Below are 14,322 nucleotides of genomic sequence, written 5' to 3'. Positions count from 1 at the left end.
CGCCGGGTGGTCGAACAACTCCTGCGGAGCAAACAAGGCGGGCTGGGTCGAAAAACTCTGTCTCATGACAAAACATACCCCACCAAACCATCTCAGGGAATCCCAAGAGTTTCGCTGTGGTCTCTTTTACGATAAACAACGATAACATTTTCGTGATACCATGTAAGATCGCTTGGTCTGACGATATCTGCACGTGTCCCCGCCACTACCCCTTTGGTTGTGCCCTGGATTTTTTTGTCGATCATTGCGGGACATTCCGTTCAACACGCGCTCGAACGGGCAGCACCCGCGCGCTATCCGCGCCCGGTGACGCGCACCCGAATCGTGCGCCTCTGACCCGCGCGCAGGATTTCCACGGAAACTTCCTCGGCCTGCCCGAGCATGTCCTTCGCGTTCGCCAACAGCTCCGGATCGAACACGTTGTGCCCATTGACGCGCAGCACCTTGTCGCCCCGCCGAAGGCCGATCAGGTCATAGATATGCCCCTCACGCACCCAGAGTATCTCGGGGACGAGGTCGCCCTGCCCGCCGTTGGGCGCCACCATTCGCACGCTGCCCGCGCGACCCAGAACCAGCCGCATGTCGCGCCCGGCCAGCAGGCTGAGCGGCAAGTCCGCTTCGAGCGGCGCATCGGACGCGTTGGAGATGAGATCGGCCAGCAGCGAGCGCGGCGTCTTGTCGAATCCGACGAGGGTCTCCTCGCCGTCCTGCCGCAGCCGCACGCCCACCTCCTCGATCGCCACCACTTCCGTGGCAACGCCCAGCGTGTCGCCCTTGCGCACGATCTGCTCTCCGCCCGTGCCCGACAGGATGGCCCAGGCGTCCTCTCCGCCGGCGACCAGCCCCACGAGGCGCCATGTCTGTTTTGGGCGCGGCGCGGAGGCGGGTTTGGGCGGGTCAGGCACGTAGGCGTCAAAGATCGCGGGCCAGGGCGCATCGGGCTCGGGGGCGGCGCTGCGAGCGACCTCGGCCAGCGCATCGCCGATCTCGACCGGGGGCGGTGGAGCGGCGCGCGTGGCGAACACCGCCCCCCACAGCGCCCAGCCGCCATAGGCGAAACCACCCGCCGCCAGCAGTACAAGCAAAAGAGCCGCGCGCATCGCATCAGCCTCCGGGCCAGGGCAACGTCCGCACGGGGCAGGCCTGTCGGGAAAGACGGCGATACGTCATGGAAATCGTCCCAAAGGAATTCGTCTTTACTATAGCGCGCGGCACCGCCGCCGGGCAAGCGCAGCAGGGGTTCAGTCCAGCGGCGGCACGGCCAGGGGATGCGACCAGTCGGTGACCGGAGTGGCCTCGTCGGCGGGGCGCGCCAGCAGAACCTGTGCGTGGAAATGCCCGCTGGTCTCGACACCGTCAGTCTGGTGGCCCGCGGCGCGCGCGTTTGCAACGGCGCGGGCTTGCTCCTCGGGGCCCTCGAACCGGCGATGAACGAAGGCCGGCACCGGCAGCTGCTCCTGCACCATGCCATGCGCGCGCAGCACCTCCGCTGCCGCCGCGCGCTCGTTACCGCGGATGGGCGAGGTCATGATCCACGGCTTGCGCGGCCCGCAGGCCGCGAGCACCCGATCCAGCGCGCGGGGCATGAGCTGCGCCACCGAACCGCATTCCACAATCATGTCCACTTGCCCCAGCGCGGCGGCCAGCCCGTCAGAGGGATCAGAGGTCTCGAGATCCTCGGCATATCCTTCGTCGAACAACCCCACCGCGCGCCCGTAAGCCACGGCATTGGGCATGATGTCGAGCCCGGTGACATGCAGCGGTGGGGTGCGGCGCGGCAGGCGTGCGAGCCAATCGCGGTCGCGCGCGATCACGTCACCGGGCGAGAGCCCGTCGAAAGCGGGATCGCGGTAGCGGGCAAACACCTCTGCCAACGTGGTCTCGTGGCGCATCAGCAGCGTCACGATCCCGTAGCTCGACGCGAAATCCAGCATCCGTGGCGCGTCGAGCCCGCGCACGCGGGCAACCGCATCGAGCCCGGCCCGGAACGCCACCGTCGCGTGGTGCTGGTTGCGATAGCCCAGCGCATCCATCATCCGGAAATAGGCCCGACAGTCGGGCTGATCATAGGTGTCGTCGAAGATGGTGACAAAGGCTTCCGCCTGCGGCTCTTCGGTCATCGGAACGCTCCCTGCGCGGGTCTTTTTCCCTGCCAAGCTGCGCGCCTCGGCATCGAAAGGCAAGCGAATGCACGCGGGCGTGATCTTCGCACCTAGCAAGAGCCGATCCGTGAAACAATGTTGCGCGGCGATTGAGGCATCGTGAACCGCCGTGCGCCGAAGTCATTTGCACTCGGCACCGCCCTGCCCCATCGTCGGAACAAGGCGCAGACGCGCCATAGTGACGAGGATAAGGATCAGTAATGGCCCAGGCCGGCACCCAGGCAATACCCGACAATTCGCGGATCATGATGGGCGCGGCGCTCGCGTGGGCCGCGGTGGTGATCTTCGCGGCCGGCAATTCCATCGTCTCGCTCCTCGCCGAGATCGGCATGGAGAACCGGGTGATGGGGCGCAACGTCATCACCTATTGCAACCTGCTGTTCGTCGGCTCGCTCATGTCGATCGTGCCGATGGGTTTCATGTTCTGGCGCGAATGGACGCTGGAAAACCTGCGCAAGCTGACGCGTTTCAATTGGATGATCCTGACACTATCGGCGTTCCTGTCGTCGGCGTTGACGCCGGGGCTGTTCTTCTACGCGCTCGAGCACACCACGGTAACCAACGTGGTGCTCATGGGCCGGATCGAGCCGCCGCTCTTCGTGGTGGCGGCGTGGCTGATCCTGCGCGAGGAATTTGAGCCCTGGGCGTTCGCCGCCGGGCTGGTGGCGCTGGTTGGCGCGGTATTGATGCTGTGGCTCAACAGCGACGGTGGGTTCAGCTTCGGCAAGGGCGAGATCGGCGCGCTGCTGGCGACGCTCTCGTACATCGCCTCGACGCTGGTGGCGCGCACCGGGCTGCGCGGCATTCCTCTGGGGATTTACGCGATTTACCGCACGGTGGTCGGCACGATCTTTTACTTCTTCCTCGCGATCTACCTCTTCGGCCCCATGCATTTTCAAGACGTGTTCCACCCGCTCGTTTGGGAATATGTCTGGATCTATGCCCTGATCGTGGTGATCGGCGGGCAGTTCGCCTGGGCGTTGGGGCTGAAATACGCGCGCTCGGGCGACGTGTCGCTGGCCACCTCCTTCTCGCCGCTGGCCGCGATCCTGATCGCGATGGTGCTGCTTGGCGAGGACCCAGGGCCGGGTCTCCTGCCTGGCGGGGCGATCATCCTGCTGGCCATCGGGCTGGGGCAATACGGGCGGCTGCGGTCGCGCCGCACACGCGACGATTGCCCGGCAGCGGCCCCGGCGCTTTCGCGGGCGATGGAGCACGAAGGCGAAGTGAATTTCAAGGGCACGTGAGAGGGCGCCCTAGCTCCCGCCATCCACGATCCGGAACGTCTCGTGCGGGGGCACCTGTGTGGACAGGCCAAGCCGCTCCAGCGCCGCGCGCTTGAGCGGCGCGCCCGCCTCCAACGGCACGGAGACATCCGCCGCGCCTCGCATCTCCCAGACCTCCACCGGCACCGATCCCACGGGCGCGCTGCCACCAATCCCGGCCGCGCGAATGATCCGCAGCCGTGCCGCGTTGGCGTGGGGCACATGCCGCGCGGCCTCGGCAAGCGGCGCACGGCGATAGGTTGGAAAGCCGCCGAGCACCGCGTCGAGCACCGCCCCGCCCTCCTGCAAGTACACACTCACCCGCGCCCCGGAGATGAGCTTCTCGGCGATCACGCCACCGGCATGGTGCACGGCCCCGGCTTCGGTTTCGGCCATCACCACCACCTCGTCCAAGAGCCCCAGCGGCTGCCGCGAGAGGAAAAAGGCGAGAATTTCCTGGGCCATACCGCTGTAATGGTTCGGGTTGCGCGTATCGTGCACGATGCGCCCGATATCGACCTCCGCCACCTCCGCCCCGGCAGCATGGATGCGCAGCATAACGTCGATATCGACGGCGTAATCCGAGATCAGCCGTTCATGCGCGATCCGCGATCGGTCGAACAGGTAGATACCGGTATTGGGCGCGCGCAAATCCCCCAGTCCCGGAAACATCAGCCGCAGTGCGGGTGCCACCAGCAGCCGCGTCATCGGCATCGGATCGTTCGGATCGTTCCACGCGCCCTTGACCAGCCCCACCCCCGGCGCGCGCGCCTCGGCCATGCGCGCAAAGAGCGCGGTATCGAACCGGCCCAGGTCGGCATCGACCTTCATCACCCAGTCATGCGCCGCCGCTGCCACGCCGCTGCGCACGGCATTGCCCATGCCGCGCCGCGCCTCGGCAATGACGCGCGCGCCTGCCGCCTGTGCCCGCGCCGCCGTAGCATCCGTCGAGCCGTTGTCGATCACCACCACCTCGGCCACGCAGGGCAGATCCTGCATGGTCGCGACCACTTGCGCGATGGTTTCCGCCTCGTCGCGGGCGGGGATGATGACGCTGATCGGGGCGTGCATGGCGGCTCCTTCGCGGGCACGGGCAGAGACGCGCAGCCTAGCCCCCCGCGCGCGCGGCCACAACGGCCCAACGACCTGTCAGAAGCTCATCGTGGCCTTGATCGCCCGCGCCCAGGCATCACGTTTCCGCGCGCGCGCCCCGGCGTCCATCCGCGGCTCGAACCGGCGCTCCAGCGCCCAGCCCTTGGCGAATTCCTCCTGCCCCGGATAGAGCCCCGCGCGCATCCCCGCCAGCCACGCCGCGCCCAGCGCCGTGGTCTCGAGCACCTCGGGCCTGTCCACGGGTGCATCGAGGATGTCGGCGAGAAACTGCATCGTCCAGTCGGAGGCGCTCATGCCGCCGTCGACCCGGAGGGTCGCAACTTCAATGTCCCGGAGGGTCGCAACTTCAATGTCCCGCAGCGTCGCCACCTCCGCCGCGCCGTCACCTGTGGTCTGTGCCGCCCAGTCCGCGCGCATCGCCTCCAGCAGGTCGCGAGTCTGGAAGCCCACGCTCTCCAGCGCGGCGCGCGCCATCTCGGCAGGCCCGGTGCCACGCGTCAGGCCGAATATCGCGCCGCGGCAATCGGGCCGCCAATAGGGTGCGCCGAGGCCGGTAAAGGCGGGAACGAGTACCACCTCCTGATGCGGATCGGCTTTCTCTGCCAGCGGCTGCGTCTCGCGCGCCTCGCGGATCAGGCCGAGCCCGTCGCGCAGCCACTGCACCACCGCCCCTGCGACAAAGATCGACCCTTCGAGCGCATAGGTCGGCTGGCCATCCAGCTGATAGGCGATGGTGGTAAGCAGGCGGTTCTGCGACACAACGGGTGTCTCGCCCGTGTTCAAGAGCGCAAAGCACCCCGTGCCATAGGTGGATTTTAGCATTCCGGGCTGAAAGCAGGCCTGCCCAACCGTGGCCGCCTGCTGATCGCCCGCGACCCCAAGGATCGGGATCTCGCACCCGAAGAGATCGGCGCGGGTGGTGCCATAGTCATCGGCGCTGTCGCGGACCTCCGGCAGCATTTCCATCGGGATGTCGAGCAGATCACAGATCGTGCGGCTCCATCGCCCCTTGCGGATATCGTAGAGCAGCGTGCGCGCGGCGTTGGTGGCATCGGTGGCGTGGACACGTCCCCCGGTCAGCTTCCAGATGAGAAAGCTATCCACCGTCCCAAAAAGCAGATCGCCCGCCCGCCCGCGCTCCCGCGCGCCCTCCACGTTATCGAGGATCCACGCCAGCTTGGTCCCCGAGAAATACGGATCGAGCAGCAGGCCGGTTCGCGCCTTGACCATCTCCTCGTGCCCCGCGTCGCGCAGGCGGGCGCAGGTATCGGCGGTGCGGCGGTCCTGCCATACGATGGCGCGGTGGATGGCGCGCCCCGTGTGCCGGTCCCAGACCACGGTGGTTTCGCGCTGGTTGGTGATGCCGATGGCGGCGACGTCGGCACCGGTGATCCCCGCCTTCTCAATGGCGGCGCGGCAGGTGGCGGCTGTGGTGGACCACAGATCGCCCGCGTCGTGCTCGACCCAGCCGGAATCGGGGTAATGTTGCGGAAATTCCTCCTGCGCGGAGGTGACGGGCTTCATGCCTGCGTCGAAAAGGATCGCGCGGCTCGACGTGGTGCCCTGGTCGATGGCGAGGATATGGGTCATTGCGGCGCGCCCCTTCTGTCGTGATGCGATCGCCCGAACGGGCCGGGCGATCGCGCATTTAAGCAAGCGTGGCGCTTACTGCCAGGACTTGATCAGCTCGTCATAGGCGATGGTGACCGGCTTCTCGTCCTCGTTCTCCAGCGCAGGGTATGGCGCGCCCGGCTGGCTCAGCCAGTATTCGGGGTCGCGCTCCTCGTTCAGCTTGGGGCCGATATCGCCCTGGATGCCAGCCCGTTCGAGCCGCTCGAGCACGCGCTCCTGGTCCGAGCACAGCGCGTCGAGCGCCTCTTTCGGGGTCTTGGCGCCGGACATGGCGTCACCGATATTCTGCCACCACAGCTGCGCCAGCTTGGGATAGTCCGGCACGTTGGTGCCCGTGGGCGACCACTGCACGCGGGCTGGCGAACGGTAGAACTCGACCAGACCGCCAAGCCGCGGTGCGCGCTCGGTGAAGTGGTCGGCATTGATCGTCGACTCGCGGATAAAGGTCAGGCCCACATCCGATTTCTTGAGATCGACGGTCTTCGACGTGACGAACTGCGCATAGAGCCACGCGGCCTTGGCGCGGTCCACGGGCGTGGATTTCATCAGCGTCCAAGAGCCTGCGTCCTGGTAGCCGATCTTCTGGCCTTCCTTCCAGTAGACACCGTGCGGCGAAGGGGCCATGCGCCACTTGGGCGTGCCGTCCTCGTTCATCACCGGCAGGTCAGGCTTGACCGTGGCGGCGGTGAAGGCGGTGTACCAGAACATCTGCTGCGCGATGTTGCCCTGCGCGGGGATCGGCCCGGCCTCGGAGAAGGTCATCCCGGCGGCGGAGGGCGGCGAGTATTTGTCCAGCCACTCGATCGCCTTGTCCACCGCGTAGACAGCGGCGGGGCTGTTGGTCGCGCCACCGCGCGCCATGCAAGAGCCGGTGGGTTGGCTCTGCTCGTTCACGCGGATGCCCCATTCATCGACCGGCAGGCCGTTGGGCTCACCCACGTCTCCCATGCCGGCCATCGACATCCACGCATCGGTATAGCGCCAGCCAAGGCTGGGATCCTTCTTGCCATAGTCCATGTTGCCAAAGACCTCGCCCTCGACACCGAGATGGCTCAGGTCGCGCCCGGTAAAGAACTCTGCGATGTCCTCGTAGGCCGACCAGTTGACGGGCACACCGAGGTCATAGCCGTATTCGGCCTTGAAATCGGCCTGGTTCTTCTCGTCGTTGAACCAGTCGTAGCGGAACCAGTAGAGGTTGGCGAACTGCTGGTCGGGAAGCTGGTAGAGCTTGCCATCCGGCCCGGTGGTAAAGGAGGTGCCGATGAAATCGTCGATATCGAGCCCCGGATTGGTCACATCCGCACCCTCGCCCGCCATCCAGTCGGTCAGGTTACGCGCCTGCTGATAGCGCCAATGGGTGCCGATGAGATCCGAGTCGTTGACATAGCCATCATAGATGTTCTGCCCCGACTGCATCTGCGTCTGCAGCTTTTCCACCACGTCGCCCTCACCGATGAGGTCGTGGGTAACCTGGATGCCGGTGATTGCCGTGAACGCGGGCGCAAGCACCTGGGACTCGTATTCATGCGTGGCGATGGTCTCGGAAACGACCTTGATCTCCATACCCTCGAAGGGCTGGGCCGCGTCGATGAACCATTGCATCTCGGCCTCTTGATCGGCGCGGCTCAGCACCGAAAGGCCCGCTATCTCGTCATCGAGGAACGCTTGCGCGGCCTCCATGTCGGCGGCCGCCTGCCCGGCCATCAGGCCGAGCGAGACGATCGCCGTTGTCGTTGTAAGTCGCAAGTTCATGTTGTCCTCCCTTATGAACTCTCAGTCAGGTTATTATGCCGTCTCACACCCAGCGAAACACCGCCGCTGCGTAGATCAGGCAGACGATCAGCGCGTAGGGTTGGTTCGCGCCGACGAGCCCGAGCCAGGCCAGGTTGATGAAGGCCGAGCCCAGAAGCGTGATGAAAAGCCGGTCGCCCCGCGTCGTCTCGATGCGCAGGATGCCCCTGCGCGGGGTTTCGGGGAATTTCACCCCGATGATCGTGAAGGTGATCAAAAGCCCCGCGATGACCATGAAGAAGATCGCCGTGGGCCATGTCCATGCCATCCATGCCATGTTCAATGCCTCCCCTGCAGCGCGCGGAGCGAAGGGACGTCATCCTCGGGCTTGACCCGAGGACCTCCCGCAACAGGACAATCAGCATCGTCTATGCCCCGCGCATGTTCTGCCACAAATCCCGCCATTGAGGGTTCGCCGTCTCCACCAGTGCGATTTTCCATTCGCGGTACCAGCGCTTCAGCGATTTCTCTCGCTGGATCGCATGGCGTGGCTCGGTATGGCGCTCGAACCATACGAGGCGCTCGAGATTGTAACAGTCCGTGAAACCACGAATGGCGTGGGTTCGATGTTGATACGCCCTCTTCGCAAGGTCGCTCGTCACCCCGATGTAGAGCGTTCCACGCGGCTTGTTGGTAACGATGTAAACGGACATGTCCTTCGGCATGGACGGCCCCGTTTCTCGCGAGGCGCTCGTTCCATGAGGTCCTCGGGTCAAGCCCGAGGATGACATCAGGATGGTTAACGAAGCGTTCCATCAAACCCTCCCCAGGGCAAAGCCCTTGGCGATGTAGTTGCGCACGAAGTAGATCACGAGCGCCCCCGGCACGATGGTCAGAACCCCCGCCGCCGCCAGCACGCCCCAGTCGATCCCGGCCGCGCCTTGCGTGCGGGTCATGATCGCGGCGATGGGCTTGGCGTCCACCGTGGTCAGCGTGCGCGACAGAAGCAGCTCCACCCATGAGAACATGAAGCAGAAGAACGCCGCCACGCCGATGCCGGAGGCTATGAGCGGCATGAATATCTTCACGAAGAAATGCCCGAAGGAATAGCCGTCGATATAGGCGGTCTCGTCGATCTCCTTGGGCACCCCGCGCATGAAGCCTTCGAGGATCCACACCGCCAGCGGCACGTTGAACAGCGTATGCGCCAGCGCCACCGCGATATGCGTGTCGAAAAGCCCCACCGAGGAATAAAGCTGAAAGAACGGCAGCGCGAATACCGCGGGCGGCGCCATCCGGTTGGTCAGCAGCCAGAAGAACAGGTGCTTGTCACCGAGAAAACTGTAACGCGAGAAGGCATAGGCCGCAGGCAGCGCCACCGCCACCGACAGGACCGTGTTCATGGTCACGTAGATGATCGAGTTGACATAGCCCATGTACCACGCCGGATCGCTCAGGATCGTGCGGTAATTGTCGAGCGTCAGGTCGTCGGGCCAGAGCGTGAAAGCGTTGAGTATCTCGGTATTGGTCTTGAGGCTCATGTTCAGCAGCCAGTAGATCGGCAGCATGAGAAACAGCAGGTAGAGCACCATGACCAGGTTGATGCGCGGACGGAAATTCATCACTTGCCCCCCTGCTGGTCGAGATTGGTCATCACCGTGTAGAACACCCAGCTCACCAAGAGGATCACAAGGAAATACATGATCGAGAAAGCCGCCGCCGGGCCGAGGTCGAACTGCCCCAGCGCCATCTTGACGAGGTCGATGGACAGCAAGGTGGTGGCGTTGCCGGGACCACCCCCGGTGACCACGAAAGGCTCGGTATAGATCTTGAAGCTGTCCATGAAGCGCAACAGGATCGCGATGGTCAGCACCCCCGTCATCTTGGGCAGCTCGATATAGCGGAACACCGCCCAGCGGCTCGCCTGGTCGATGCGCGCAGCCTGATAATAGGCGTCGGGGATCGACTTGAGCCCGGCATAGGCCAGCAACGCCACCAGCGATGTCCAGTGCCAGACATCCATCACGATCAGCGTCACCCAGGCGTCAAGCGCGTCCTGCGTGTAGTTGTAATCGACCCCCAGCGCCGCCAGCGTGTGCCCCAGAAGCCCGATATCTACGCGCCCGAATATCTGCCAGATGGTCCCCACCACGTTCCACGGGATGAGCAGCGGCAGCGACATCAGCACCAGGCAGACCGAGACCATGACGCCGCGCTTTGGCATGTTGAGCGCGATGAGCACGCCCAGCGGCACCTCTATGGCGAGGATCACGCCGGAAAAGATCACCTGCCGGCGTAGCGCGTTCCACATGCGCTCGTCCTCGAGCATCTGCCGGAACCAGTCGAGCCCCGCCCAAAAGAACTGGTTGTTGCCGAACGTGTCCTGCACCGAGTAATTGACCACGGTCATCAGTGGGATGACCGCCGAGAACGCCACCAGCACCAACACCGGCAGCACCAAAAACCATGCCTTCTGGTTGACCGTCTTTTCCATCACGCGGCCTCCTCGCTGCGAGACCCCGGCGCCACGCGCCAGTCGTCCGAATAGACGTTGATCGCCTCGGGGGCGAAACGTGCCCGCACGTCCCCGGCGGGCAACGGTGCACCCTCGGGCAACAGCGCGTTGAGCGCCGTGCCCTCGAAATCGAGACGCGCGATGCGGTGGCGGCCCACGTCCTCGACGCGGGTCACCGTCACCGGCAGCCCCTCTGCACCGAGGCTCACGAATTCGGGCCGCACGCCGATCTGCACCCGGCCCCCCGGCGGGGCATACTCGGCCCCGAGCGGCACCTCGAATCCCCCAACCCGCGCCACCTTTCCATCCACCTCGGCGTCAAGAAGGTTCATCCCCGGGCTGCCGATGAAATACCCCACGAAAGTATGCTCGGGCCGCTCGAATAGCGCCTGCGGCGTGCCCACCTGCACCACGCGCCCGTCATGCATCACCACAACCTTGTCGGCAAAGGTCAGCGCCTCGGTCTGGTCGTGGGTGACATAGATCATCGTGTGCCCGAACTCGTGATGCAGCGCCTTCAGTTGCGTGCGCAGCTCCCATTTCATGTGCGGGTCGATCACCGTGAGCGGCTCGTCGAACAGCAGCGCGTTGACATCCTCTCGCACCATCCCGCGCCCGAGGCTGATCTTCTGCTTGGCATCCGCCGTCAGCCCCCGCGCCTTGCGGTCAAGCTCGGCCTCCATGCCGATCATCTCCGCGATGGCCTGCACGCGCGTGGCGATATAGCCCGCCTCCGCACCCCGGTTCCTGAGAGGAAAGGCAAGGTTCTCCCGCACGGTCATGGTGTCGTACACCACCGGAAACTGGAACACCTGCGCGATGTTGCGTGCGGCGGTCGGCTGATCGGTGACATCGATATCGTTGAACAGGATGCGCCCCCGCGACGGGCGCAGCAGCCCCGAGATGATGTTGAGCAGCGTGGACTTGCCGCAGCCCGACGCGCCCAGCAGGGCATAGGCCTCGCCATCGCCCCAGACATGGTTGAGCTCCTTGAGCGCCCAGTCCTCCTCACCCGCGGGCGCGGGCAGGTAGCTGTGCGCCAGGTTGTCGAGCGTGATCTTGGCCATATCTCCCCCTCAGGCTGCCAGCGCATAGGACGCTGGCGCCACCAGCGTGCCGTCGCGCCCGAACACGTAGACATGCGCGGGATCGAGCCAGACCCGCAGTTCAGCACCGATCTCCAGATCGCGCACGCCGTGGATGAGTCCCACCCAGCGCTCTCCGTGATGGTCGAGATGCACAAAAGTCTCCGACCCGGTGATCTCGGTCACGCTAAGCCGCGTGTCGAAACCCATCACCTCCTCGCCGTGCCGCTCGATTTCCAGATGGTTGGGCCGGAACCCCACGATGTACTCCCCGTCCCCGAGCCGCGCCAGCGCGCCCAGCGCGGGCACCTCCTGTGCATCGCCAAATCCGATCCGGTCGCCTGTCTTGGTCACATCCAGGAAATTCATCGGTGGGTCGGAAAATACCCGCGCGGTGGTGGCGTCGGCGGGTTGGCGATAGACCTCCGCCGTCGGCCCGAACTGCGTGATCCGCCCCTCCCACAGCGTCGCGGTGTTGCCACCCAGAAGCAGCGCCTCCTCGGGCTCGGTCGTGGCATAGACAAAGATCGCACCGGATTCCTCGAAGATGCGCGGGATCTCGAGGCGCAATTCCTCGCGCAGCTTGTAGTCGAGATTGGCCAGCGGCTCGTCGAGAAGCACCAGCCCCGCCCCCTTGACCAGCGCCCGCGCCAACGCGCAGCGCTGCTGCTGCCCGCCAGACAGCTCCAGCGGCTTGCGGTCGAGCATCGGGGTGAGCTTCAGCATCTCGGCGGTCTCGCGCACGCCCCGGTCGATCTCGTCCGCCGCTTTGCCCTGCAGGCGCAGCGGCGAAGCAATGTTGTCATAGACGCTCATCGACGGGTAGTTGATGAATTGCTGATAGACCATCGCCACCGCGCGGTCCTGAACCCGCATCCCCGTCACATCCTGCCCCTGCCACAGGATGCGCCCCGTGGCGGGCGCATCGAGTCCGGCCATCAGGCGCATGAGCGAGGTCTTGCCCGCCAGCGTGGGCCCTAGCAGCACGTTCATCGTGCCGGGCGCAAGGCTCAGATCGGTGGGGTGGATATGCACCTCGCCGCCCACCACCTTCGATATGCCCTCAAGTGTCAGCGTCACGCCTTTGCCCTCCCCTTCGCCGCTGCGCCGGGCGCGCGCGCCGCGCGCATCCAGTCATCGAGCGCGGCGATCTGATCCTCGGTCATCTTCAGCCCCAGCCGCGTGCGTCGCCAGACCACGTCCGCCGCCTCTCGTGCATATTCGTGCGTCATCTGCCAGCGCACCTCCGCCTCGGTCAGCGTCGCGCCGAAATCGCGGCCCAGATCGGCGTCCTCGCGCGCGTCACCCAGCACATGCGCAGCCTCCGTTCCATAGGCACGCACCAGCCGCGGCGCATGGCCCGCCTCCAGGAACGGATACCGCGACTCCAGACTTTCGGTCAGCGCCCCAACCCCGTCAACGGCGAAGTCCCCGCCCGGCAGCGGCACCCCCGCAGTCCACGCAGCCCCAGCACGCGGGAAATGCGGCGCCAGCCGCGCCATCGCCGATTCCGCCAGCCGCCGGTAGGTGGTGATCTTGCCGCCAAAGACGTTCAGGAGCGGTGCGCCCCCGGTTTCGTCGAGCGACAGCACGTAGTCGCGCGTTGCCGCCGTGGCCGATTTCGCCCCGTCATCGTAGAGCGGGCGAACGCCGGAATAGCTCCAGACGATATCCGCCTCGGTCACGGGTCGCGCAAAATATTCGCTTGCGAACCGGCACAGGTAGGCAGCTTCCTCGGGGGTGCATTCGGGGGCCGTGTCGGGGTCGTCGTGTTCGACATCGGTGGTGCCGATGAGGGTGAAATCGCCCTCGTAGGGAATGGCGAATATGATCCGCCCGTCCTCGCCCTGAAAGAAATAGCACTTGTCGTGGTCATAGAGCTTGCGCGTCACTATGTGGCTGCCGCGCACCAGCCGCACGCCTTCGCTGGAATCGAGCCGCAGCGTGCCAGTAATGACATCGCTCACCCACGGCCCCCCGGCATTGACAATGGCGCGCGCGCGCACCGTTGAGGGCTCACCGCCCTCCAGCCGGACATGCCATAGCCCGCCCCGGCGCTCTGCCCCGGCGACGCGCGTGCGCACCCGGATGCGCGCGCCCCGCGCCTCGGCATCGCGCGCGTTGAGCACCACGAGGCGGCTGTCCTCGATCCAGCAATCGGAATACTCGAACGCGCGGGTGAACTTGTCCTTGAGCGGCCGGCCCTCGGGCCCCTGCGTCAGGTCGAGCGTTTTCGTACCGGGCAATATCTCGCGTCCGCCAAGGTGATCGTAAAGAAACAGGCCCAACCGGATCAGCCATGCCGGACGCCGGCCCTTCATCCACGGCATGACGACATTCAGAATGCGCGAGACCGGCGTCTCGCCCTCGAACCGCATGTCACGATGCCAGGGCAGCACAAAGCGCATCGGCCAGCTTATATGCGGCATCGCCCGGAGCAGCGTCTCGCGCTCTATCAGCGCCTCGCGCACCAGCCGTATCTCGAAATACTCGAGGTAACGCAGCCCGCCGTGGAACAGCTTGGTCGATGCCGAGGACGTGGCCGACGCCAGGTCGTGCATCTCCGCGAGCTCGACCGAAAGCCCGCGCCCGGCAGCATCCCGCGCGATACCACAGCCGTTGATCCCGCCCCCGATGACGAACAGATCAACAATATCGCCGTCAGCCTCCTCCACGCGCATGCCCTCCCTCACATGAAAGTAAACGAAACAGCATTCGCGCGTTTCAGTCAATAACGAATGTTCGTTTTTGCTCTCTTTTGGCAGAGCACTACATTGACCGACATCACAACGCAGGCCACACGCGCCCTTGCGGTGGGC

Annotated in this window: 14 protein-coding genes; 1 reads left to right on the top strand and 13 read right to left on the bottom strand. The window is 65.3% G+C overall.

The features are described from left to right. Nucleotides 1-92: 92 nt before the first annotated feature. From C6W92_RS17745 to C6W92_RS14875, 3 genes are all read right to left on the bottom strand, one after another. Nucleotides 93-245 carry a hypothetical protein gene (locus C6W92_RS17745; RefSeq protein WP_164989251.1) on the bottom strand — a complete coding sequence of 51 codons (153 nt, stop codon included), beginning with the start codon at nucleotides 243-245 and terminating at the stop codon, nucleotides 93-95. A 48-nt stretch (nucleotides 246-293) separates the two neighbouring features. Further along, a complete protein-coding gene (locus C6W92_RS14880) occupies nucleotides 294-1,100 on the bottom strand; it encodes a hypothetical protein (protein ID WP_129434544.1) in 807 nt (268 codons plus the stop codon). Nucleotides 1,101-1,241: 141 nt separating this feature from the next. Further along, entirely contained in the window at nucleotides 1,242-2,120 is an 879-nt protein-coding gene (locus C6W92_RS14875; protein WP_129434542.1) for a class I SAM-dependent methyltransferase, read from the bottom strand. A gap of 242 nt (nucleotides 2,121-2,362) precedes the next feature. Here C6W92_RS14875 and C6W92_RS14870 point away from each other — a divergent pair, with 242 nt between their 5' ends. Then, the gene (locus C6W92_RS14870) at nucleotides 2,363-3,409 is read left to right on the top strand and encodes a DMT family transporter (protein WP_129434540.1); all 1,047 of its coding nucleotides are present in this window, start codon (nucleotides 2,363-2,365) and stop codon (nucleotides 3,407-3,409) included. Between the two features lie 9 nt (nucleotides 3,410-3,418). Here C6W92_RS14870 and C6W92_RS14865 read toward each other — a convergent pair whose 3' ends face one another. The 10 genes from C6W92_RS14865 to glpD all read right to left on the bottom strand — a co-directional run bounded on the left by C6W92_RS14865 (nucleotide 3,419) and on the right by glpD (nucleotide 14,184). Then, nucleotides 3,419-4,498 carry a glycosyltransferase gene (locus C6W92_RS14865; protein ID WP_129434538.1) on the bottom strand — a complete coding sequence of 360 codons (1,080 nt, stop codon included), beginning with the start codon at nucleotides 4,496-4,498 and terminating at the stop codon, nucleotides 3,419-3,421. A gap of 78 nt (nucleotides 4,499-4,576) precedes the next feature. Beyond that, nucleotides 4,577-6,130 (bottom strand): glycerol kinase GlpK, encoded by a 1,554-nt coding sequence (glpK, locus tag C6W92_RS14860; RefSeq protein ID WP_129434536.1) that lies wholly within the window; start codon nucleotides 6,128-6,130, stop codon nucleotides 4,577-4,579. Nucleotides 6,131-6,205: 75 nt separating this feature from the next. Continuing rightward, nucleotides 6,206-7,924, bottom strand: a complete 1,719-nt coding sequence (locus C6W92_RS14855; RefSeq protein WP_129434534.1) for an ABC transporter substrate-binding protein — start codon at nucleotides 7,922-7,924, stop codon at nucleotides 6,206-6,208. Nucleotides 7,925-7,967: 43 nt separating this feature from the next. Further along, nucleotides 7,968-8,240 carry a DUF2160 domain-containing protein gene (locus C6W92_RS14850; protein WP_129434532.1) on the bottom strand — a complete coding sequence of 91 codons (273 nt, stop codon included), beginning with the start codon at nucleotides 8,238-8,240 and terminating at the stop codon, nucleotides 7,968-7,970. Between the two features lie 91 nt (nucleotides 8,241-8,331). Beyond that, nucleotides 8,332-8,628, bottom strand: coding sequence for a GIY-YIG nuclease family protein (locus tag C6W92_RS14845; RefSeq protein WP_129434530.1), 297 nt, complete (start codon nucleotides 8,626-8,628; stop codon nucleotides 8,332-8,334). 90 nt (nucleotides 8,629-8,718) lie between these two features. Then, on the bottom strand, nucleotides 8,719-9,525 hold the full coding sequence (locus C6W92_RS14840; RefSeq protein WP_129434528.1) for a carbohydrate ABC transporter permease: 807 nt from the start codon (nucleotides 9,523-9,525) through the stop codon (nucleotides 8,719-8,721). Next, nucleotides 9,525-10,397 (bottom strand): sugar ABC transporter permease, encoded by an 873-nt coding sequence (locus tag C6W92_RS14835; RefSeq protein ID WP_129434525.1) that lies wholly within the window; start codon nucleotides 10,395-10,397, stop codon nucleotides 9,525-9,527. Before C6W92_RS14835 ends, C6W92_RS14840 begins: the two co-directional genes overlap by 1 nt. After that, nucleotides 10,397-11,485, bottom strand: coding sequence for an ABC transporter ATP-binding protein (locus tag C6W92_RS14830; protein ID WP_129434523.1), 1,089 nt, complete (start codon nucleotides 11,483-11,485; stop codon nucleotides 10,397-10,399). The genes C6W92_RS14835 and C6W92_RS14830 overlap by 1 nt, the downstream gene beginning before the upstream one ends. Before the next feature lie 9 nt (nucleotides 11,486-11,494). Further along, nucleotides 11,495-12,583: an ABC transporter ATP-binding protein gene (locus C6W92_RS14825; protein ID WP_129434521.1), complete on the bottom strand. Its 1,089-nt coding sequence runs from the start codon at nucleotides 12,581-12,583 to the stop codon at nucleotides 11,495-11,497. Beyond that, nucleotides 12,580-14,184, bottom strand: a complete 1,605-nt coding sequence (gene glpD, locus C6W92_RS14820) for a glycerol-3-phosphate dehydrogenase (protein ID WP_129434519.1) — start codon at nucleotides 14,182-14,184, stop codon at nucleotides 12,580-12,582. Before glpD ends, C6W92_RS14825 begins: the two co-directional genes overlap by 4 nt. Between the last annotated feature and the right edge of the window lie 138 nt (nucleotides 14,185-14,322).

This window comes from Roseovarius sp. A46, assembly GCF_004126395.1.
In the GTDB taxonomy this organism is placed as follows: domain Bacteria; phylum Pseudomonadota; class Alphaproteobacteria; order Rhodobacterales; family Rhodobacteraceae; genus Roseovarius; species Roseovarius nitratireducens.
The sequence above is the reverse complement of the archived record's forward strand: the minus strand, read 5'-3'. Positions and strand labels throughout refer to the sequence as shown.

What these genes read in the sequence shown, in the direction of transcription:
- C6W92_RS17745 (WP_164989251.1), bottom strand. Translation starts at nt 245, where the DNA reads ATGATCGACAAAAAAATCCAGGGCACAACCAAAGGGGTAGTGGCGGGG.
- C6W92_RS14880 (WP_129434544.1), bottom strand. Translation starts at nt 1,100, where the DNA reads ATGCGCGCGGCTCTTTTGCTTGTACTGCTGGCGGCGGGTGGTTTCGCC.
- C6W92_RS14875 (WP_129434542.1), bottom strand. Translation starts at nt 2,120, where the DNA reads ATGACCGAAGAGCCGCAGGCGGAAGCCTTTGTCACCATCTTCGACGAC.
- C6W92_RS14870 (WP_129434540.1), top strand. Translation starts at nt 2,363, where the DNA reads ATGGCCCAGGCCGGCACCCAGGCAATACCCGACAATTCGCGGATCATG.
- C6W92_RS14865 (WP_129434538.1), bottom strand. Translation starts at nt 4,498, where the DNA reads ATGCACGCCCCGATCAGCGTCATCATCCCCGCCCGCGACGAGGCGGAA.
- glpK (WP_129434536.1), bottom strand. Translation starts at nt 6,130, where the DNA reads ATGACCCATATCCTCGCCATCGACCAGGGCACCACGTCGAGCCGCGCG.
- C6W92_RS14855 (WP_129434534.1), bottom strand. Translation starts at nt 7,924, where the DNA reads ATGAACTTGCGACTTACAACGACAACGGCGATCGTCTCGCTCGGCCTG.
- C6W92_RS14850 (WP_129434532.1), bottom strand. Translation starts at nt 8,240, where the DNA reads ATGGCATGGATGGCATGGACATGGCCCACGGCGATCTTCTTCATGGTC.
- C6W92_RS14845 (WP_129434530.1), bottom strand. Translation starts at nt 8,628, where the DNA reads ATGCCGAAGGACATGTCCGTTTACATCGTTACCAACAAGCCGCGTGGA.
- C6W92_RS14840 (WP_129434528.1), bottom strand. Translation starts at nt 9,525, where the DNA reads ATGAATTTCCGTCCGCGCATCAACCTGGTCATGGTGCTCTACCTGCTG.
- C6W92_RS14835 (WP_129434525.1), bottom strand. Translation starts at nt 10,397, where the DNA reads ATGGAAAAGACGGTCAACCAGAAGGCATGGTTTTTGGTGCTGCCGGTG.
- C6W92_RS14830 (WP_129434523.1), bottom strand. Translation starts at nt 11,485, where the DNA reads ATGGCCAAGATCACGCTCGACAACCTGGCGCACAGCTACCTGCCCGCG.
- glpD (WP_129434519.1), bottom strand. Translation starts at nt 14,184, where the DNA reads ATGCGCGTGGAGGAGGCTGACGGCGATATTGTTGATCTGTTCGTCATC.